Genomic DNA, 21,001 nt, shown 5'->3' on the forward strand with positions numbered 1-21,001 from the left:
GTGACCCTGTTTCCATCAGGCGGCTGGCAGATGCAGCAACTTGCGCAGAATCGACGCCAGACGCGGTCGCATTTCACCACGCTGGATGATCATATCGACCTGACCATGTTCCAGCAGGAACTCGCTGCGCTGGAAACCTTCCGGCAGTTTCTCGCGTACGGTCTGCTCGATAACACGCGGACCGGCGAAACCGACCAGTGCACGCGGCTCTGCCACGTTCAGGTCACCCAGCATGGCAAGACTTGCAGATACACCACCGTAAACCGGATCTGTCAGAACAGAAATAAAGGGCACCCCCGCCCGACGCATGCGCTCCAGCGCCGCGCTGGTCTTGGCCATCTGCATCAGGGAGATCAAGGCTTCCTGCATGCGCGCACCGCCAGAAGCCGCAAAACAGATCAGCGGCATGCGCTGCTCAAGCGCCATTTCCGCGGCCTGAACAAAGCGCTCACCCACTACTGCACCCATGGAACCACCCATAAAGCGGAACTCAAAGGCAACAGCAGCCACAGGAATCCCTTCCAGCTCACCACGCATGGCGATCAGTGCGTCTTTCTCACCGGTATCACGCTGAGCGGCGGCCAGGCGATCTTTGTACTTTTTAGAGTCACGGAATTTAAGGCGATCCACTGGCTCCACATCGGCGGCGATCTCAACGCCGGTACCTTCATCCAGAAACAGCTCCAGACGACGGCGCGCCTTCAGGCGCATGTGGTGATCACACTTAGGGCAAACGTTCAGGTTCTTTTCAAGCTCAGGACGATAAAGCACCGCCTCGCACTTGGGGCATTTGTCCCAAAGCCCCTCAGGAATATTGCTGCGCTTCTTTTCACTGCGCACAAGAGAGGGCACGATCTTTTCAAGCCAGTTGCTCATAGTTACCTAATTCCCGATCTTTGTATTCAGCCTGCCTATAGAAGGACGGCTGCGTTTTTCTACTTTATCGGCCGCCATCCGCACTACGGACGGCCGCGACGAAATTCCGTACCAGCGCTGGATCCTTGATCCCTTTGCTGGCCTCAACACCACCACTCACGTCGACAGCATAGGGCCGCACCGCAGCGATGGCATTTGCGACATTCTCAACGTCCAATCCACCAGCCAATGTAATCTTCGGAGCGATATCAGCCGGAATAAGTTCCCAATCGAAGGTTTCACCCGTACCGCCGGGTACACCTGGACGATACGCATCCAGCAGAATACCCCGGCCACTGGCATAGCGCTCGCATTCAGAAACCAGATCCATGCCCGGCTTCATTCTCAGGGCTTTAATCCAGGGGCGCCCGAAGCGCTCACAGAAATCTGGATCCTCATCGCCATGAAACTGCAACAGATCCACACCAGTGACAGCAACCGCCTCGCGCACCAGATCCGGCTCAGGATTCACAAAAAGAGCAGTCGTCGTCACAAAGGGCGGCAGCTGAGCAATAATCGCGCGCGCCTGTTCGGGGACGACGGCCCTGGGGCTGGACGCATAGAATACAAACCCCAGCGCATCCGCTCCAGCGACTACCGCGACAAGGGCATCCTCCACGCGGGTGATACCGCAGATTTTGACTCGCGTCGGCATAGACTCTCCGTTACAAGAGTGAAAATTCTACCAGAGCACGACTGACCCGTCAGGCCGCCCCCTTACAAAAAGCTCAGCAAAAAAGCGCTCAACCTAAAACGCTCAACCCAAAAAATAGGGTCCAGGCTGCGCCGCGGGGATATCAAACTCTTCAGGATAACCCACGTCGACGAAATAGAGCCCCCAGGGAGGCGCGGTTACCCCACCCTGGCGCCGATCGCGTGCTTCAAGCACCTCTTTTGACCAACCAGGCTCCGCCTCACCCGCGCCGATTTTCATCAACACCCCAGCCACGTTACGCACCATATGGTGCAAAAAAGCATTGGCGCGGATATCGATCACTATCAGATTGCCGGCATGAAACACCTGCAGGGATTTAACCTCACGCACCGGGCTATGGGCCTGACAGGCCACCGCACGATAAGAGGTGAAATCATGCTCACCGACCAGGTGACTCGCCGCTAGCTGCATCCTGGCGATGTCCAGCTGCTTATAGGTCCAGGTTACACCGCGACCCAACAGGGCCGGCTTGACCGGCGCACTGTAAATCAGATAGCGGTAACGCCGCTCCCGGGCCGAAAAACGCGCATGAAAATCATCGCTGACCGGTTTGACCCAGCGAATTGCGATATCGTCGGGCAGATAGGTGTTGCTACCCATCACCCAGGCTCGTTCGGCCCGCTCTACCGGCGAGTCGAAGTGAATCACCTGATGAGAGGCACTGACCCCCGCATCGGTTCTGCCCGCGCACACGACAGCCAGCGGGTGATTAGCCACGCGCGACAGCGCTTTCTCAACTTCGGTCTGCACGCAGGTGACATTATCGCCGCTCTGCGTCTGCCAGCCATTGTATTGAGCGCCCGCGTATTCTACTGCGGCCGCATAACGAAAAAGGGCGACTTCAGTCGCCCTCTGGTCCTGATCACTTGTGCTCATTTATCCGTTCAGGGAGTCCAACAAGCGCTGCGCTTCACGACGCTGGAAGTGGTTTCCTTCACCCAGGATCTCATTAAGAATATCCTTGGCTCCGTCACGATCTTCCATCTCGATGTAAGCACGCGCCAAATCAAGTTTGGTTTCGTTTTCATCCGCCCCTTCGAGCAGATTCAACGAATCTAGAGGATCATCAGCGTCATCCAGAGACTCGGCAGCATTTTCCTCCTCAAGGGCGATCTCGTCATCGGTGGAGTCAAGCAGCTCGTCCAGCTCGGCATCCAGATCAGTTTCCAGATCATGAGCAATGTTGGCGGTCAGCTCTTCCTCTACTCGCTCACCCGGACGCTGCTGAGGTTTGAACTCCTCTTCCTCTTCCGGCTCGAAAGAAGCCAACAGCGCATCAAGGTCATCCTCATCGACAGACTCATCGCCTGGCTCTTCGGTTGACTCTGATGTCTCATCCTCTTCTTCATCGCCATAGGAATTCAGCAGCATCTCGTCCAGCGCATCGTCCACCGCAGAGTCATCCGGCTCGGCCAGCGGCTCGACAGTCTCCAGACTGAAACTATCCTCGGGTGTTTCCACTTCAACCGTATCATCGGTCAGCGGCGTCACGTCTTCTTCACTGGTTTCGTTCAGCGCGGAGAACTCATCCTTGGACTCGATCTCATCGTCAAAGAAACCATCCAGCAGATCATCCTCTCCGCCTGCAGCATCCCCGGACTCTGCGCCGGCGCTATTGTCCACGGCGAAGTCCAGCCCCGCAAGCTCATCCTCTTCAGACTCGGCGACATCCGCCTCAACGGAATCTTCAGACGGCTGGGTGACAGCAAACTCAAGATCGTCCGGCAGATCGAGAAGATCATCTTCATCGCTGCTTTCCTCTTCACCGAAGCCATTCACGGCGAAGTCGAGTTCATCCGATTCAGCCTCAGGCTCAGCTATCGACTCTTCTGCGGTCAGATCCAGGTCGCTCAGATCATCATCCAGGGCACCCGGGAGTTCGTCGCTATCGCTATCATTCTCTGCCAACAGATCATCAAGACCGGTATCAAGAGAATCCTCTTCAGCGATCTGCGCCGAGTCTTCGAGTTCGTCAACACCAAGATCGAACTCATCATCGCTGATGCTCTCGACAGGTTCAGATTCGGCAGCCGCCTCATCGAGGTCCAGATCCATATCCAGATCCAGGTCGCTCAGATCATCATCGGCCAGATCAGTCGCCGCAGCAGCCTCGGACTCCTGCTCTGCATCGTTTTCATCCGCCGCCGCACTGGCAGCTACCGCTGCACCTGCTGCACCAGCAGCCGCAGCAATGGCCATATCGGGAATAGTATCGGAATCGGCAGTATCGTCAGCCGGCGTCTTGGCCTGAGGAGTTTCGCGCTCTTCAACGCTATCTTCCTCTTTATCCTTTTTCCCTCTACGGGCCAGCAGAAGCCCAAGCAGAAATGCCAGCGCAACTGCGCCGCCGGCACCGGCCAGATAGGCTGGATTCTTCAACATCTGATCGAGAAGACCTGCCGCCTCTTCATCGGCAGCATCACGCTGATCCAGTTGCTGCTGCATCATCGCCAGCTCACGATCTTTTAACTCGATAAGCTGCTGCATCTTGTCGAGCTGAGACACAATGGAATCGAGTTTATCGTTGAGCTCGGAGTTCTCCAGTTCCACCTTCGCTACGGACTCCTGAGTCAGCAGCAGGCGATTCTCCAGCTCTTCATTTCTGCCCGCCAGGTCCTGCACTTCAGCAACACCTTCAGCAGCAGCCTCACCCTCTTCTGTAGCGGATTCTGATACCGCTTCTTCAGACTGAGTGTCATCACTGCTTGCCGCGGAGGCCTGATCACTGTCAGAGACATCTTCAGGCGCAACAACCTTCAGCTGACTCTCAGTTTCCTGAGACCCTGCACTCGATCCCGTACTCTGGGTGTCGGAAGTTTCATCGACAGAAGACTCTGCAGCTGTCTCTTCAGGTTCCGGAGTCGGAGCTGCAGAGGTAGTACCGCGATTACGCCAGACATCGGTCTGACGACGAGCTTCAGCAGTCGCTTCCGCCGCGGTCAACTGTTTGATCTCTTCCAGGGTCGGCAGGCGCATCACTGTGCCCGCTTTCATCATATTGATATTGCCGCCCGGGAAAGACTGGGGATTTTTGCGCTGCAGCGCGAGCATCATCTGCTCAGGAGTCACCGACCTGTTGGGACGATGCTCAAGCGCCAACTCCCACAGCGTGTCGTCTACATCGACGTAAACTTCCGTATTGGGGTTGGTGCGGGTTTGGATATTTGAAGTTGTTGCAGCAGGCTGGGACGGCGCAGCAAAACTGCTGCCCGGCGCCGACTGACTGGTCGAAGGCGCAGGTGCAGGCGCCGCTGTTTGAGCAGGCCTTACGACCTGAGTCCCTGGAGCAGGCGTGGGATCAAATAGCGGTGGATCAAGCAGCAGGGTGTATTCACGTACCAGACGACCGCTCGGCCAGTTCACTTCAACCAGAAAGTTGAGGAAAGGCTCCTTGATCGGAGTACTGGAATTCAGACTGATTACACCGGTGCCATCCGGCAGCACCTTCACGTCGAACTTAACATCACTGAGGAAACGCGACTTGCTGATGCCAGCCAGCGAAAACTCGTCGATATCGGCCATACGCGGCTGAATCTGAAGCGGCGACAGGTCCCTGACCTGCAGCAACTTTATTTCGGCTTTCAGAGGTTCATTCAGCGCCGAATTTACCTGGATCGCTCCAAGGCCCAAGGCATTCGCCTGAGTTGCGCTGAGGGCCCCGGCAACCGCGAGGCTTAAGGCGAGTTTGCGCAGCATCGATTACTTCCTTCTCTATTTCGCGCGCTCTCCGACGAATATGCCACCAAAATCAGAGAGTTGCACTTCCAGCGTCAGAGCCAAGTATTATTGATTAAGTCTGTATCGGTCAAGGCAGCTTTTAAACAGACGTTTGCTCGTGATCAGTTCCTTCTAACGAACGCTGTGCCTGCACCCGTTTCAGCTATGCAGCCTGTGCCAGTGCTCAGCAATATGAACAGCATTCAGGGCGCTGCCTTTACGCAGGTTATCGGTAACGGCACAGAGGCCAACACAGCTATCGCTATCCGCTTCGAGACGAAGACGGCTGACATACACCTGATCATTACCGACCGCGCTACCCACCGGAGTTACCGGTTTCTGCCCCCGGTTGAGTATCACACTGTCTGCAGCTGACAGCAATCGTTCAGCCTGTTCCAAATCAACGGGCCTGGCTGTTTCTGCCTGAAGCATCAAGGAAACACCATAAAATGCAGGTACCAGAGCCACCTGCATCACGACCTCGAGCTCCTCATCCGCGAGTAGCTCCTTAAGCTCCGCAACAAAACGACGCTCAGTCTGAGAAATACCATCCGAATCGACCTCTTCACCCGGAGTCAGCACATTGAACGCATACTGAACAGGGAACAGACTGGGATCCGCATCACGGGCGTTCAACAAACGGGCAGTTTCCGAGGCCAGCGCTTCAATACCAGGACGGCCAAGCTCGGCCGCAGAATGCATGGCAAAAGCATTGAGTTTCAACAGCTGATATTCGGACTGCAGCGGCGCCAGGGATAGAGCAGCCGCGATGGCTGCAGACCCCGGGCTGGCGATGATATCGCCCTGCTTAACATCTGCCAGCGCAGCACCGTTAACCTCAGGCACAAACACCGGTGCATTCTGCTGCCTTGCCGGGAATAGATCGATAATCAGCGCACCGCTGCCGGCGACCAACTCAAGCTGCTCTTCGTTTAACTCAGAGTCACAGAGAAAAACAATATCCAGACCCGCCTCTACGTTAGCGGCTTCCAGCGCCTTCACACGGACAGAGCGCCCCTTGTACATCAGCGCCCGCCCCGCTTCATCGGGCTGATCAAACAGTTTCAGGCTGTCGATCTGAAATTCCCGTGCATCCAGAATCTCAAGCAGGTTTTCGCCAGTCAGGGTGCTGACGCCGATAATCGCTACATTCACAGTCATATAATCCGCAAGCTATAGAAACAAAAACAGCCCGGCCAGTTAAAAACCAGGCCGGGCTGTTAGTTTAGTCAATCGAGATTGATTCAGTCTTCGATCAGGATGCGCAGCATACGGCGCAGCGGCTCGGCCGCGCCCCAGAGTAGCTGGTCACCCACACTGAATGCATTCAGGAAGTCCGGCCCCATGCGCATCTTGCGCAGACGACCCACCGGCACGTTCAGAGTACCTGTGATCTTCGCCGGAGACAGATCAGTCATGGTGGCATCACGCTCGTTAGGTACAACGCTCGCCCAGTCATTCGCTTCAGCGATCATCGCTTCGATCTCGTCCATCGGCACGTCGCGCTTCAGCTTGACGGTGAATGCCTGGCTGTGACAACGCATGGCGCCGATACGCACACAAGTGCCGTCGATCGGAACCGGGTTATCGCCGAGACCGAGGATTTTGTTGGTTTCAACAAAGCCCTTCCACTCTTCCTTGCTCTGCCCCATTTCGACCGCTTTGTCGATCCAGGGGATCAGAGAGCCGGCCAGCGGCACACCGAAGTTATCGGTAGCAAACTCGGCGGAACGCATGGTTTCAGACACCTGACGATCGATATCGAGAATCGCCGATGATGGATTCGCCAGCATCGCTTCGGAACCGGCGTGGATCTGACCCATCTGCTTGATCAGCTCACGCATGTTCTGCGCGCCGGCACCGGATGCCGCCTGGTAGGTCATCGAGCTAACCCACTCAACCAGATCCTGTTTAAACAGGCCACCCAGACCCATCAGCATCAAGGATACTGTGCAGTTACCGCCGACGTAGTTTTTGACACCCTTGCTCAGGCCATCCTTGATCACATCCAGGTTAACCGGATCCAGCACGATGAGGCTGTCATCGGCCATACGCAGCGTGGACGCCGCATCGATCCAGTAGCCGTCCCAACCGGACGCACGCAGTTTGGCGAACACCTCGGTTGTGTAGTCACCACCCTGGCAGGAGACAATTGCGTCCATCTGCTTGAGCTCATCAATGTCGCGAGCGTCTTTCAGTGCCGGAATATCCTTGCCGATATTCGGACCGGCTGCGCCGACCTGAGAGGTGGTAAAAAATACCGGCTCAGCAATGTGTTCGAAATCCTTCTCTTCCAGCATACGCTGCATCAGGACCGAGCCGACCATGCCACGCCAGCCTACAAAACCTACACGCTTCATTCGTGCCCCCAAAAATATTGAGTTTCTTTTATTTGCTCAGCTGTTTCCCAACAGCTATCACCCGCGACCAGCGGCCAGATAGATGAACGGGACAGACCAACCTGTGAAAGTCGAACCTGCCCCGTACCGGCCTGAGGTAGCGCAAAGGAGATCAGCTGACCGGCATCAAGCCAGTGCAGCGACTACCGCATCACCCATTTCGGATGTGCTGACCTCACGCATACCTGCGGACAGAATATCAGGCGTCCGAAGACCCTGATCCAGCACCTTGCTGACAGCCTGCTCAATGGCATCGGCCGCTTCGCCCTGATCCAGCGAGTAGCGCAACATCATAGCGGCTGAGAGAATGGTTGCCAACGGGTTCGCCTTGCCCTGACCGGCTATATCCGGCGCAGAACCGTGGCACGGCTCGTACATACCCTTGCCGTTTTTATCCAGGGAAGCAGACGGCAACATACCGATAGAACCAGTCAGCATCGCCGCAGCGTCGGAGAGAATATCGCCGAACATGTTACCGGTGACGATAACGTCGAACTGCTTGGGCGCACGCACCAGCTGCATCGCCGCGTTATCGACATACATATGGCTCAGCTCAACATCCGGGTACTCAGCCTTGAGCTCTTCCATGATTTCGCGCCAGAGCACGGTCACTTCCAGCACATTGGCCTTGTCAACAGAGCAGAGCTTCTTGTTACGGGCACGGGCCGCTTCGAAAGCGACCCGGCCGATACGACGGATTTCGTTCTCGTCGTAAACGTAGGTGTTGTAGCCTTCGCGGATACCACCCTCTTTCTCACGCACGCCACGCGGCTTGCCGAAGTAGATACCGCCGGTCAGTTCACGCACGATGAGGATATCCAGACCGGAAACCACCTCTTCCTTCAGCGTGGACGCATGCGCCAGCTGCGGGTAAAGAATTGCCGGACGCAGGTTGCCAAACAGCTCCAGTTCAGAGCGAATACCCAGCAGACCTTTCTCCGGACGGATAGCGAAATCCGGGTTAGTATCCCATTTCGGACCACCGACAGCGCCCAGCAGGATGGCATCGGCAGATTTGCAGGCAGCCAGAGTTTCGTCTGGCAGCGGCTTACCGGTGGCATCGATAGCGGCGCCACCCAGGTGCGCTTCGCTCAGTTCCAGACCCAGGCTGAATTTGGCGTTGACGCTCTCCAGCACTTTGCGCGCTTCGCTAACGATCTCCGGGCCAATTCCGTCACCCGGCAACAGCAGTACATTCTTGCTCATTGTTCTATTCCTGAATCAGTTATGAATGGCATCGAACAACCAGGGAGCTTCCTGGCGACGGCGCTCTTCGTAAGCTTTGATCGAATCGGCATTCTGCAGCGTCAGGCCGATATCATCGAGACCTTCGAGCAGGCAGTGGCGACGGAAGCCATCAACCTCGAAGGCGAACTCTTCGCCCGAGGGAGACACGACGACCTGACGTTCCAGATCGATAGTCAGCTGATAGCCTTCGTTGACCTCCACTTCCTTGAACAGCTGATCTACCTGGGAATCGTTCAGCACGATCGGCAACAGGCCGTTCTTGAAGCAGTTGTTGTAAAAAATATCGGCAAAGCTTGGCGCGATAACAGCGCGGAAGCCGTAATCATCCAGGGCCCAGGGAGCGTGTTCTCGGCTGGAGCCGCAACCGAAGTTTTCACGCGCCAGGAGCACACTGGAGCCAGCGTAACGCGGCTGGTTCAGCACGAAATCCGGGTTCAAGGGGCGACCGGAGCAGTCCTGGTCAGGCTGGCCTTCATCCATGTAGCGCAGCTCATCGAACAGGTTCGGCCCAAAGCCGGCACGCTTGATCGACTTCAGAAACTGCTTGGGGATGATCATGTCTGTATCGACGTTGGCACGATCCAGCGGAGCGACAACACCGGTATGCTGGGTAAACTTTCTCATTTTCCTGCTCCTCTTACTGGTTCATCAACTCACGAACGTCAACGAAGTGGCCGGCGACAGCAGCCGCTGCAGCCATGGCCGGGCTGACCAGGTGAGTACGACCACCGAAGCCCTGACGGCCTTCAAAGTTACGGTTGGAGGTGGATGCGCAGTGCTCGCCCTGACCCAGCTTGTCCGGGTTCATGGCCAGACACATGGAGCAACCCGGCTCACGCCATTCCAAACCGGCTTCGATAAAGATCTTGTCCAGCCCTTCTTTTTCCGCCTGCTCTTTCACCAGGCCGGAACCCGGCACCACCAGCGCCTGCTTCAGGGTGGCAGCAACCTTGCGCCCCTTAACCACCTCGGCAGCAGCGCGCAGATCTTCGATACGGGAGTTGGTGCAGGAACCGATAAACACACGATCCAGCTGAATATCGGTGATCTTCTGATCGGCAGAAAGACCCATGTACTTCAGCGCACGACGAATTCCGTCGGCTTTAACCGCATCGGCTTCCGCTTCCGGGTTCGGCACGTTAGCGTCTACCGGCAGCACCATTTCCGGAGAGGTACCCCAGGTAACCTGCGGTTTGATATCTTCCGCGCGGATCTCAACCACGTGGTCGAATTCGGCATCAGCGTCTGACACCAGGTCTTTCCAGGCTTCTACTGCGCGATCCCACTGCTCGCCTTTCGGGGAGAACGGGCGACCACGGAAATATTCAATGGTCTTATCATCAACGGCCACCATGCCGACACGGGCACCCGCTTCGATAGACATGTTGCAGATGGTCATACGACCTTCCACGGAGAGGCTCTGGATAGCGCTACCGCCGAATTCCATGGCGCAGCCGGTGCCGCCAGCGGTGCCGATCACACCAATAATGTGCAGCACAACGTCTTTCGCGGTTACGCCCGCGCCCAGCTGGCCATCGACACGCACCAGCATGTTCTTCATTTTCTTGGCGATCAGGCACTGGGTCGCCAGCACGTGCTCAACCTCAGAGGTTCCGATACCGTGCGCCAGCGCACCGAAGGCACCGTGGGTAGAGGTATGGGAGTCACCGCAGACCACGGTGGAGCCCGGCAACGTCATACCCTGCTCAGGACCGACCACGTGGACGATACCCTGACGCAGGTCGTTCATCTTGAATTCAACAATGCCGAAATCATCGCAGTTGGAGTCCAGAGTTTTTACCTGAATGCGGGAGACCGGATCGACGATCTGATCAACGCCACCGGCACGGGCAGTTGTCGGCACGTTGTGGTCCGGCGTCGCCAGGTTGGCATCGATACGCCAGGGCTTGCGCCCAGCCAGACGCAGGCCTTCAAAAGCCTGAGGCGAAGTCACTTCGTGCAGGATCTGGCGGTCGATGTAGATCAACGCGCTACCATCCTCATTTTGACGAACCAGATGGGCATCCCAGAGTTTGTCGTAAAGGGTTTTACCGGCCATCAGCTTTAATCCCCGTATTCATTATGCTTTGACAGTGGCGCCATGCTATTGCAGTTGCCCCTGGTAGACAAATTCATTATTTTCTTAAATTAAATTCCTTATCGGAATATAACGATGAACCCTCAACTCGATAGCGCCACATTGCAGGCCTTTGCCCAGGTAGCCGACAGCGGCTCTTTCTCCATCGCCGCAGAAAAACTGTTCCTGACCCAATCCGCGGTCAGCAAGAGGATAGCTCACCTGGAGGAGCAGGTTGATTGCCGACTGTTCGACCGCATAGGTCGACGCATCACACTCACCGAAGCCGGCAGAACCCTGCTGCCCCAGGCACAAAAGATCCTCCACGCCCTGGAAGATGCAGCCCTGTCGCTGCAGAACCTTTCTGGCGAGGTCGCCGGCCCACTTTCATTGGCAGCAAGCCACCATATCAGCCTGCATCGCCTGCCGCCGGTACTGCGGGATTTCAGCACCCGGTATCCGGGCGTTGAACTCAAACTCAGTTTCGATGAGTCCGAGGTCGCCTATGACCATGTACTCAATGGCGAGCTGGAGCTTGCACTCATAACCCTGGCGCCCAGCAACGACCCACGCATCCATGCGGAGGTTCTCTGGATCGACTCTCTGCATTATGTGGTCGCCAAAGACCACCCGCTGGCAGCACTGGAAAAGCCGGACCTTGAAGCGCTGACCCGATACCCGGCCCTGCTGCCCGCACCCAACACCTTCACCCACCAACTGGTGCAGAGCCAGCTGTCAGAACAGGGGCTCAAACCAAATCTGGGCATGAGCACCAACTACCTGGATACGATTCGAATGATGGTCCGTATCGGCCTGGGCTGGAGTCTGCTGCCTGCAACCATGATTGATGAGGGACTAACAACCCTACCGATCGCCAGCGAACCCATTCCGCGCCCGCTGGGGGTGATTTATCATCGCGATCGCACCCTTTCCAACGCCGGACGCGAGCTCGTCGCATTGCTGCGCGATTATAAGCAGCACGCTAGCCTTGACCCGAACTAGCACGTAAGATCGCAAGTACATTTTCCTAGGACGGAGTGCCCTGTGGCCGATGATCTGCTGAAGCTGATGCAACAGTGGGCGACCTATCTCGACGAACAGAGCCGTAATGCCCCGGGAGGCAAGCCTTTTCCCTGGCCGCCAGCCGATAAAGATGGATCGGCATCAGTCCCTCAGGCCGAGCTCGTAGCACTGCTGACTCAGCAGTCGGTGGAGTTCGCCCGTTTCGCAGAACAGATAATAGAACTGCTGGAACAGCAAGGCCGACAGACCGAGCTAAGCACCGTCATCAACCACTTTCAGGACCACCTGAGACGCCTGACTCAGGAGTGGATTCTGAGCCGCTGGCAATTACCCGAGCAACTGGGCGCCCTGTTCCGCACCCACAGCTTTCAGGACGACCTGTTGCTGGACAACCCGTTTATCCACGGCATGAAAAGCCTGCTGAACACCCCAGATCAACTGGGACTTCAGCACAGCCTGCAGCAACAGCTGAAAAACGGTGTCGACCTACTGATCGATTACGAACAGGCACTGCGCCAATACAGCGCGCACTACAGCGAAATAAACTCCGCCGCGACACGCGAGTTTCTGCAGCAGATCGAGATCGCCGATCCCGCCATCGATAGCCTGGGTCAACTGCACGATCTATGGGTTGAGTCCTACGAGCAGTGCTACGGCAAAACGATCGTCAGCCTGGAATATCGCGAGGCACATGGCCGGATCAGCAATGCAGTCATGCGCTTACGCCTGTTTCTTCAACAGCTGCGCAACGCCCAACTGCAGCAGCTTGGCATCCCAAACGAAGATCAACTCAGTCAGATTCACCAGCAACTGCATGAACAGCGCCGCACCATTAAATCACTCAAACGCGAGCTGTCGGCGCTGAGCGAGTTGCGCGCTGAAGTTGCGGCACTTAAACGCGAAATAGCTGACAACCACGACGCGAAAGATGGCCGCAAAGGCGGTCCTGCATGAAAGGTCTGGCGCTATCGGTAGAAAAGGTTCGCGAAGAGCTGCGCACGTTCAATCAGCGCCTCGGACAAAGTTACGAGGTCCTGCAGCAGATCGAAGAGGTGGATGTTGGCGGCACGCCGCGGCAGGAAATTTTCCGCAACGACAAGGTTCGGCTCTATTATTACGCCCCTGCCGAGGCCAGTGGATCGCCAGGGTGCAGCCCGGTATTGATCTGTTATGCACTGGTGAACCGCCCCTACATTGCCGATCTGCAGCCGGACCGCTCGCTGATCGCCGCACTGACAGCACAGGGCGTACCTGTATACCTGATCGATTGGGGCTACCCCGATCCATCCGACCGTTTTCTTGACCTTGAGGACTATATCGAGGATTACCTCGACAGTTGCGTCAAAGCCAGCAGCACACACTCCGACCACGACAAGATCAATCTGCTGGGTATCTGCCAGGGTGGCACGTTCAGCCTCTGCTACACCGCACTGCACCCCGAACGGATCGAAAAGCTGATCACCCTGGTCACACCGGTGGATTTCCACACGGCAGACTTCACCCTGAGCCATCTGGCAATGGAGGTGGATGCAGATCTGGCAGTAGCAACTTATGGGAACATCCCCGGCGAACTGCTCAACGACACCTATAACTCGCTAATGCCGATGCGCCTTGGTGTGCAGAAGAACCTCGGCCTTCCCGCACAGCTCAGTGACAAGGAAAAAGCGCTTAACTTCCTGCGTATGGAGAAATGGATCAATGATGGTCCCGATCAGGCGGGCGAGGCTTTCAAAAGCTTTATAAAGCAGTTTTTTCAGCAGAATCTACTGCTTAAGGGAGAGGTGAAAATTGGCGAACGAAAGGTGGATCTTAAGCAGATTACCCAGCCGATACTGAACATCATCGGGCGACAGGATCACCTGGTGCCGCCCTCGTCTTCCAAAGCCCTCAAGAGCGCCACCTCAACGGACGAATACCGGGAACTGATCGTCAACGCGGGTCATATCGGCGTATTTGTCAGCTCCCGCGCGCTCAAGCAGGTTCCGGCGGGCATTGTCGACTGGGTTAAAAACTAACCAACCGACTTACTCCTTCACCGGCCCAGCCGCCGCGAGCCGTCAGTCTTTTTTCTTACCGCTTTCCTCGGATGTGTCGCCCGCCGCCTTGGCGGCGTCAGCCGAGCTTCCCGCTTCCTCTTCGCCACGCTGGGAGAACATATTCCACACCGCCATATTCTGGTCTGCAAAACGGTTCATCATCGTCAGCGGGTTCGCCGCACCCATCATGGTCTGCATCTGCTCGCGAATGCGGTCCTGATGCTCCAAAAAGGCGGCAATACTCTGCTCAAGATACTGACTCATCATGCCCTGCATACTGTCTCCGTAAAAACGGATCAGCTGTTGCAGTACCTGGTTGGTCAAAAGCGTACCGTGACCTTCAGCCTCCTGCTCGGAGATGATCTGAAGCAGGATATTGCGGGTAAGATCGTTACCGGTCTTGGAGTCCTGAACCTGGAACTGCTCGCCGTTGAGCACAAGCTGCTTGACGTCTTCCAGCGTCACATAGCAACTACGGGAGGTGTCATACAGCCGGCGATTGGTGTATTTCCTGAGAATACGCACGTCCGTCTCCTTCATTGCCTCTCTTTTTCCTCGAGCTTCAATCAGTCTTTTGAGCCGTCCTTACGACCGTATTGACTCATCATGGTGAATAACATTTTCTGCAGCGCCTCCATGGAACCCACACTGGAGTTCATGTAAGGCTTGAGAAGACTTAGAGGATCGTATCCCTCGGCGCCAGCATCCATCTGCTCGCGCACACGATTGACCATATCATCCTGCAGGCCGCTTACATCCGGCAGCCCCAAAGCGCGGCGCAGCTCTTCCGGGGTCATATCGACATTAATTGTGAATTTCATACGAAACTCCGAGTTAACCGCCTGACTGCTTGAGCCATCATCTAACTACTTGAACTATAGTATATGACCTGCATTGCAAAACAACGTCAAGCGGGATTTTGCTGCACTTTTTCCGGATAGATCCAGAGTGTTGCCAGCACTATAGCAACCAGACATCCCAGGGCCGCCATCATGAACGCAGGCATCCCACCACCCCAGGCCCAGACATAACCTGCCGCTACTGAGCCCAGAAAACCGCCAGCACCAAAACCGAGACTGGAGAAAAATGCCTGCCCCCGTCCCTGAGTCAGCGGCGGGAAATAGTGCTGAACCAGAGCAATGCCAACGATATGCAGACTACCAAAGCTCGCCGCATGCAGAAGCTGAGCGAACACAAGAACCACCATCTGATCCGGAAACAGTGCCGTCAATGTCCAGCGCAGCACACTGAGCCAGAGACTGGCGAGCATAATGACGCGATAGGACCAGCGCTCCAGCACCCGATGCATCCAGATAAACAGCACCACTTCAGCGATCACACCCAGAGCCCAAAGTACTCCGATCACACCGCGATCATGCCCCAGCGACTCGAGCATCGGACTGAAAAAGCTGTAATAGGGCCCATGACCAAACTGCACCAGGAAACAGATGGCAAAAAACGCGATCACCTGAGGCTGACGCATCACCGCGCCGACAGAAACGGCCGCAGACTCTTGCCGCACCTCCTCCGGACGCTGGCCGACGATCAGCGTGTTCAGCCAGATCAGCACCAGCAGCCCGAAGAGCACCAGCGGCAGACTACGGATATCAAGCCAGTCCAGCAGCCAGCCGGTGCCGATCACTGCACCGATAAAGCCGATTGATCCCCAGACCCGGATACGGCTGTAGCGATGCTTCTCCTTGCCCAGGTGACGCAGGGTAACCACTTCAAACTGCGCCAGTATCGCGTTCCAGAAAAAACTGAAACCCAGAGTAACCAGAGCGATATAGAACGGGGTCTCAGCCCAGAAAATCAGCGCAAACACCAGCCAGGCGCAGCAACCGCCCAGCCGCACAATCAGCATGCGTCGACCGCTGCGATCCGCCAGCCAGCCCCATAGAGAAGGCGCCAGAATCCGCGTCGCGTGCAGCATTCCCATCAGCACACCAACGGTCTCGGCACCAAAGCCGAAGGAACCCAGATAGAGGCTCCAGTACGGCACCAGCGCCCCTAGAAAAGCAAAATAGAAAAGATAGAAGCCGGACAGGCGGATTCGCGGAATCAAAGCCGCCCCGCTAACGAGCTAGAGCATCAAGGATATACTGCGGCAGCGCAAAGCTCGCCAGATGCAGCTGCGGGTTGTAATAGCGGGTATGAATACCACTGGCCTCGAAACGACGACGCAGCTCCACCCCATCTGACATCCGTAGCGCCGGATTATCGCTCGCCCAGGCAAAGGTCATGATGCCGCCCGCATAAGTGGGCACGGCGGCAGAATAGAAGGACTGATCGACAAACAGCGGCCCCAGCCTCCTGGCGGTCGTGATCACCTCATCGAGCTGCAGGAAAGCCACGCCGTTTTGCGCTACAAAGACACCACCCGGCTTCAGGCAGCGTTTGCAGCCGTCATAAAAATCACTGGAGAAGAGCACTTCGCCTGGGCCTATAGGATCCGTGCAGTCAGAGATGATGACATCAAACTGCTGCGCCGCCTGACTCACATAATTCACACCATCATCGATAACCAGCTCAACGCGCGGATCATCGAATGCGCCATCGGAATGATTTGGCAGGTACTTTTTGCACATCTCGATCACTGACGCATCGATCTCGACTTGAGTCACATGCTCAACGGACGAGTGCTTCAGCACCTCTCGCAACATACCGCCATCGCCACCGCCGATGATCAGAACGCTGCGCGCATCGCCATGAGCAAGCAACGGCACATGGGTGAGCATCTCATGGTAGATAAACTCGTCTGCCTCGGTAGTCTGCACGATGCCATCCAGCGCCATTACCCGACCGAAACTCTGATTACGAAAGATAATCAGCTCCTGGTGCTCAGTGCGATGCTCAAACAACATCTCATCGATACTCAGAGCCTGGCCGTAACCGGCGTGGAGATTCTCTTCAAACCTGAGTGTGCCACTGCCGGGCTGATCAACATCAGTCATCGCTATCAACCCTGCCACGCTGCAACTCTTTCACTTTAAGCTCTCGCGGCGCAAAGGCCGTTTCCAGCACTGCAATACTCTGCTCGGGACGAGCCACGCCACACATAAACACATCGAAGGCGGCAAAATCGCGCTCGGGCCAGGTATGAACACTGATATGGGATTCGGCCAGAACGGCAACACCGGAAATACCGCCATTCGGAGTAAAGTGATGCAGATGAATATGCAGCAGCGTCGCCTCTGAGGCCTCTACCGCTTCACGCAGTGCTCGCTCCATGCTCTCAAGATCATCAAGATTGGAGGCACCGAAGAGATCGATGATCAGGTGCGTGCCAGCAAACTGATAGCCGTCACGCTGAATAAAGTAATCCTTGCGCACCTCGTCAGCAGATCCGGTCGGTTCGCCTGGTGCTCCAACGATTTCGCCCGGGGCGTTATCGACAGGTTTCAGCATAGTATTCCCTCCGAATCAGTTGACCAAAAAACAGAACCACCCGCATCGCGAGTGGTTTTCCCGATAAGCAGAGAATCAAATCTCTGACCTATCAGTTTTAAGCGCAGCTCTATCCCTGGCTCTTTTCGAACAGAGACAGGCTCGGCCTCAGCTCAGCTGCGGCGTTGTGCGGGCTACATCAGCGTTCTGCGCCCGGTCGCGCAGCAGATGATCAAGCAGCGTAATCGCCACCATCGCTTCGGCGATCGGCGTGGCGCGGATGCCTACACAGGGATCGTGCCGTCCTTTTGTGACAACTTCGATAGGCTCGCCCTGCGCGTTGATGCTTTTACCCGGTAAGCGAAGGCTGGAGGTCGGCTTAAGCGCGATACCCGCAACGATATCCTGACCGGTAGAGATACCACCCAGAATGCCGCCCGCGTGGTTGGACAGGAAGCCCTCGGGCGTCATCTCGTCACGGTGTTCGGTACCTTTCTGCTCAATAACATCAAAGCCATCGCCGATCTCTACCCCTTTGACCGCATTGATGCTCATCAGACCATGCGCAAGCTCAGCATCGAGACGATCGAAAATCGGCTCTCCGAGCCCCACAGGCACACCAGAAGCTACCACATTGATGCGTGCACCGACGGAGTTACCCTCCTTGCGCAGTGCATCCATGTACTCTTCCAGCTCAGGCACAATCTCCGCATCGGGCGAGAAGAACGGATTGGTATTTACCGCATCCCAGTCGAAACGGCTCATATCCACTTTCACCGGGCCCAGCTGTGACATATAGCCACGCACCTGCACACCAAACTGTGCCAGCACTTTCTTCGCCACCGCGCCAGCCGCTACACGCATGGCAGTCTCGCGGGCAGAGGAGCGACCACCGCCACGATAGTCACGGATCCCGTATTTCTGGGTGTAGGTGTAATCGGCGTGGGCCGGACGGAAGGTATCCTTGATGTTGCCGTAATCCTTGGAGCGCTGATCGGTATTCTCAATCAGCAAACCGATCGCGGTACCGGTGGTCTTACCTTCGAAGACGCCAGAAAGAATACGCACCTCATCCGCCTCACGGCGCTGGGTTGTGTGGCGCGAGGTACCGGGCTTACGGCGGTCCAGCTCGACCTGCAGATCCGCTTCGGACAGCTCAACCCCTGGAGGACAGCCATCAATAATACAGCCCAGTGCAGGGCCATGACTTTCACCAAAGGTGGTCAGGGTAAAAAGTTTACCAATGCTGTTTCCGGACATATTTTCCTATCCTGCCTGGGGCCGATTACTTAGGCCCGATCAAATACTATCAGCGAACTGGCGCAGTTCAGGCGCCGTTATCGTAAACACACCGTTTCCGCCTGACTCGAGCTCAACCCACATCAGCGGCAGGTCGGGATACTGCTCCATCAGGTGAACTTCTGAGTTACCTACCTCGATGATCAGCAGACCATCGTCGGTAAGAAAGTCGGGCGCCTGCCGCAAGATACGGCGGGTAATATCAAGCCCGTCTGGCCCTGAACCCAACGCCAGCTCAGGCTCATGGTGAAACTCGGAAGGCATGGTATTGAGATCAGCTTCATCCACATAGGGAGGGTTGCTAACGATCAGGTCATAGCGCGTACCGGCGGCAATGCCGTCAAACAGGTCGCTCTCAACGGCATAGACCCTGTCCTGCAGCTGATGACGGGCGATATTTTTTCCCGCCACCTCCAGCGCATCGGCAGAGATGTCAACCAGATCGACCTCCGCCTCAGGAAACGCAAAGGCTGCTGCTATACCGATGCATCCGCTCCCGGTACACAGGTCGAGCACACGATCCACCGGGCCCGGACGCAACCAGGGCTCAAAGCTGTTTTCGATCAGCTCACCGATGGGCGAACGCGGAATCAATACCCGCTCATCCACATAAAACGGCAACCCCATAAACCAGGCCTCACCGGTGATATAGGGCAGCGGCTTGCGCTCCTGCACACGCTGACGCAGATACTCCAGCACACGCCGGCGTTCGCTACGCGTGAGGCGTGCGTCCAGCACTTCAGACTGGGTATCCCAGGGTAGATGCACCGCGTTTAGTACCAATTGCACCGCCTCGTCCCAGGCATTGTCGGTACCGTGACCGAAAAAAACACCATGCTCGTGAAAAGCACTGAGACTGAAACGGATATAATCGCGAATGCTTTCCAGCTCATCGAGTAGAGAAGCTTGATCCAGATTCATTACAGGTCCGATAATGGGAGGCTTAAACAGGCCGCACATGTTAATTAAATCACGCCCTAAACGCCATGTCTGATAAGCCGCAAAGCAACCCATCCGAGTTTTTCCAGGCCGTAGCCGATGTTTCGCCGCTGCAAAGCGATCGAGCACAACTGCGAAAAAATCAGAGTCTGCGTAAGCCCAGCGATGAAGCAACCGATTACCGTCGACAGGCTGCACAGCAGGAGCCGGAGGTGTTCGTGGACGGGCTGTCGACCACTGCCGTCGAGATCATCGAAACGGAACAGGACCTGCTGTTCGTAGGCCCGGGGATACAGATCCGCGAGATTAAAAAGCTGCGCCGGGGACATATCCCCTGGCACGCGGGCCTGGACCTGCACGGTTACACGCTGGAAGCCGCGCGCGAGGAGCTGTCACGATTTATCCGCGACAGCAAAAACTCAGGGATACGCTGTGTTCTGGTCGTACACGGCAAGGCCTATTCTCAGCCAGGACAACCGGCGCTGATTAAATCCCACGTCAACGACTGGCTGCGACAACTGCCTGCGGTTCTTGCGTTCTGCTCCGCGCAACCAAAGGATGGCGGCACCGGGGCCGTCTATGTCTTATTGAAGCAAAAGCCCTAGTACAAAACTGTGTTATCTTTACCTTCGTGGCCCGATGTCGTAATTTAGCCCACTTTTTTTACAGCGCAACCGAGAGAGATACCTCACCGATGGATTCAGAGATGGAAAACGCCTACGCCAAGATCATCGAGCGGCTCGGTGAAGATCTGGAACGTGAAGGCCTTAAAGATACGCCGAAACGCGCCGCCAAGGCGATGCAGTTTCTGACCCGCGGCTACCAGCAGTCACTCGAAGAAGTCGTTAACGGCGCACTTTTCCCGTCCGACAACAGCGAGATGGTGCTGGTCAAGAACATCGAACTCTATTCCATGTGCGAGCATCACCTGCTGCCGTTTATCGGTAAGGCCCATGTAGCCTATATTCCCAACGGTCAGGTTGTCGGTCTATCCAAGATTGCGCGTATCGTCGACATGTTCGCCCGCCGCCTGCAGATCCAGGAAAACATGACCAAGCAGATCGCAGAGGCAATTCAGGAAGTGACCGGCGCCCAGGGCGTTGGCGTCGTGATCGAAGCGAAGCATATGTGCATGATGATGCGCGGTGTTGAAAAGCAGAACGGCGAGATGAAGACCTCAATGATGCTGGGGACCTTCCGCTCCAATCCGGCCACCCGGAATGAATTCCTTTCCCTTGTTAACTAA

Annotated in this window: 21 protein-coding genes; 5 read left to right on the forward strand and 16 right to left on the reverse strand. The window is 56.2% G+C overall.

Annotation, left to right across the window (positions count from 1 at the left end):
- Positions 1 to 15: 15 nt before the first annotated feature.
- The 9 genes from accD to leuC all read right to left on the reverse strand — a co-directional run bounded on the left by accD (position 16) and on the right by leuC (position 11,053).
- Positions 16 to 876: an acetyl-CoA carboxylase, carboxyltransferase subunit beta gene (gene accD, locus CLV83_RS07640; protein WP_132289733.1), complete on the reverse strand. Its 861-nt coding sequence runs from the start codon at positions 874 to 876 to the stop codon at positions 16 to 18.
- A gap of 64 nt (positions 877 to 940) precedes the next feature.
- Positions 941 to 1,570 (reverse strand): phosphoribosylanthranilate isomerase, encoded by a 630-nt coding sequence (locus tag CLV83_RS07645; protein WP_132289736.1) that lies wholly within the window; start codon positions 1,568 to 1,570, stop codon positions 941 to 943.
- Between the two features lie 102 nt (positions 1,571 to 1,672).
- Complete coding sequence (gene truA / locus CLV83_RS07650) at positions 1,673 to 2,506, reverse strand: tRNA pseudouridine(38-40) synthase TruA (protein ID WP_132289739.1); 834 nt, start codon at positions 2,504 to 2,506, stop codon at positions 1,673 to 1,675.
- Positions 2,507 to 5,326 carry a motility hub landmark protein FimV gene (locus CLV83_RS07655; protein WP_132289742.1) on the reverse strand — a complete coding sequence of 940 codons (2,820 nt, stop codon included), beginning with the start codon at positions 5,324 to 5,326 and terminating at the stop codon, positions 2,507 to 2,509.
- A gap of 180 nt (positions 5,327 to 5,506) precedes the next feature.
- Complete coding sequence (locus CLV83_RS07660; RefSeq protein WP_132289745.1) at positions 5,507 to 6,508, reverse strand: Asd/ArgC dimerization domain-containing protein; 1,002 nt, start codon at positions 6,506 to 6,508, stop codon at positions 5,507 to 5,509.
- An 83-nt stretch (positions 6,509 to 6,591) separates the two neighbouring features.
- Positions 6,592 to 7,707, reverse strand: a complete 1,116-nt coding sequence (gene asd, locus CLV83_RS07665; protein ID WP_132289748.1) for an aspartate-semialdehyde dehydrogenase — start codon at positions 7,705 to 7,707, stop codon at positions 6,592 to 6,594.
- Positions 7,708 to 7,872: 165 nt separating this feature from the next.
- Positions 7,873 to 8,952 (reverse strand): 3-isopropylmalate dehydrogenase, encoded by a 1,080-nt coding sequence (gene leuB / locus CLV83_RS07670; RefSeq protein WP_132289751.1) that lies wholly within the window; start codon positions 8,950 to 8,952, stop codon positions 7,873 to 7,875.
- A gap of 15 nt (positions 8,953 to 8,967) precedes the next feature.
- A complete protein-coding gene (leuD, locus tag CLV83_RS07675; protein ID WP_132289754.1) occupies positions 8,968 to 9,618 on the reverse strand; it encodes a 3-isopropylmalate dehydratase small subunit in 651 nt (216 codons plus the stop codon).
- A gap of 13 nt (positions 9,619 to 9,631) precedes the next feature.
- The gene (leuC, locus tag CLV83_RS07680) at positions 9,632 to 11,053 is read right to left on the reverse strand and encodes a 3-isopropylmalate dehydratase large subunit (RefSeq protein ID WP_132289757.1); all 1,422 of its coding nucleotides are present in this window, start codon (positions 11,051 to 11,053) and stop codon (positions 9,632 to 9,634) included.
- A gap of 114 nt (positions 11,054 to 11,167) precedes the next feature.
- On the opposite strand from leuC, the gene CLV83_RS07685 reads away from it, so the two are divergent.
- Genes CLV83_RS07685 through phaC form a run of 3 tightly spaced genes read left to right on the forward strand, consistent with a single transcriptional unit; the run spans position 11,168 to position 14,109 of the window.
- A complete protein-coding gene (locus CLV83_RS07685; protein WP_132289760.1) occupies positions 11,168 to 12,073 on the forward strand; it encodes a LysR family transcriptional regulator in 906 nt (301 codons plus the stop codon).
- 42 nt (positions 12,074 to 12,115) lie between these two features.
- Positions 12,116 to 13,048: a poly(R)-hydroxyalkanoic acid synthase subunit PhaE gene (locus CLV83_RS07690; RefSeq protein ID WP_132289763.1), complete on the forward strand. Its 933-nt coding sequence runs from the start codon at positions 12,116 to 12,118 to the stop codon at positions 13,046 to 13,048.
- The gene (gene phaC, locus CLV83_RS07695) at positions 13,045 to 14,109 is read left to right on the forward strand and encodes a class III poly(R)-hydroxyalkanoic acid synthase subunit PhaC (RefSeq protein WP_132289766.1); all 1,065 of its coding nucleotides are present in this window, start codon (positions 13,045 to 13,047) and stop codon (positions 14,107 to 14,109) included. The genes CLV83_RS07690 and phaC overlap by 4 nt, the downstream gene beginning before the upstream one ends.
- Positions 14,110 to 14,151: 42 nt before the next feature.
- Here phaC and phaR read toward each other — a convergent pair whose 3' ends face one another.
- From phaR to prmB, 7 genes are all read right to left on the reverse strand, one after another.
- Positions 14,152 to 14,670, reverse strand: coding sequence for a polyhydroxyalkanoate synthesis repressor PhaR (gene phaR / locus CLV83_RS07700; RefSeq protein WP_132289769.1), 519 nt, complete (start codon positions 14,668 to 14,670; stop codon positions 14,152 to 14,154).
- A 26-nt stretch (positions 14,671 to 14,696) separates the two neighbouring features.
- Positions 14,697 to 14,951, reverse strand: a complete 255-nt coding sequence (locus CLV83_RS07705) for a DUF6489 family protein (RefSeq protein ID WP_132289772.1) — start codon at positions 14,949 to 14,951, stop codon at positions 14,697 to 14,699.
- Between the two features lie 86 nt (positions 14,952 to 15,037).
- Complete coding sequence (locus CLV83_RS07710; protein ID WP_132289775.1) at positions 15,038 to 16,195, reverse strand: MFS transporter; 1,158 nt, start codon at positions 16,193 to 16,195, stop codon at positions 15,038 to 15,040.
- 10 nt (positions 16,196 to 16,205) lie between these two features.
- Positions 16,206 to 17,084: a polyamine aminopropyltransferase gene (gene speE / locus CLV83_RS07715; RefSeq protein WP_132289778.1), complete on the reverse strand. Its 879-nt coding sequence runs from the start codon at positions 17,082 to 17,084 to the stop codon at positions 16,206 to 16,208.
- The gene (speD, locus tag CLV83_RS07720) at positions 17,077 to 17,538 is read right to left on the reverse strand and encodes an adenosylmethionine decarboxylase (protein WP_132289781.1); all 462 of its coding nucleotides are present in this window, start codon (positions 17,536 to 17,538) and stop codon (positions 17,077 to 17,079) included. The genes speE and speD overlap by 8 nt, the downstream gene beginning before the upstream one ends.
- 147 nt (positions 17,539 to 17,685) lie before the next feature.
- Complete coding sequence (aroC, locus tag CLV83_RS07725) at positions 17,686 to 18,777, reverse strand: chorismate synthase (protein WP_132289784.1); 1,092 nt, start codon at positions 18,775 to 18,777, stop codon at positions 17,686 to 17,688.
- 39 nt (positions 18,778 to 18,816) lie between these two features.
- Positions 18,817 to 19,737 (reverse strand): 50S ribosomal protein L3 N(5)-glutamine methyltransferase, encoded by a 921-nt coding sequence (prmB, locus tag CLV83_RS07730; protein WP_132289787.1) that lies wholly within the window; start codon positions 19,735 to 19,737, stop codon positions 18,817 to 18,819.
- Between the two features lie 65 nt (positions 19,738 to 19,802).
- Between prmB and CLV83_RS07735 the strand changes: the two genes are divergently transcribed.
- Positions 19,803 to 20,360 carry a Smr/MutS family protein gene (locus CLV83_RS07735; RefSeq protein ID WP_132289790.1) on the forward strand — a complete coding sequence of 186 codons (558 nt, stop codon included), beginning with the start codon at positions 19,803 to 19,805 and terminating at the stop codon, positions 20,358 to 20,360.
- 101 nt (positions 20,361 to 20,461) lie between these two features.
- The gene (gene folE, locus CLV83_RS07740) at positions 20,462 to 21,001 is read left to right on the forward strand and encodes a GTP cyclohydrolase I FolE (RefSeq protein ID WP_207894810.1); all 540 of its coding nucleotides are present in this window, start codon (positions 20,462 to 20,464) and stop codon (positions 20,999 to 21,001) included.

Source organism: Marinobacterium mangrovicola, assembly GCF_004339595.1.
Lineage (GTDB): Bacteria > Pseudomonadota > Gammaproteobacteria > Pseudomonadales > Balneatricaceae > Marinobacterium_D > Marinobacterium_D mangrovicola.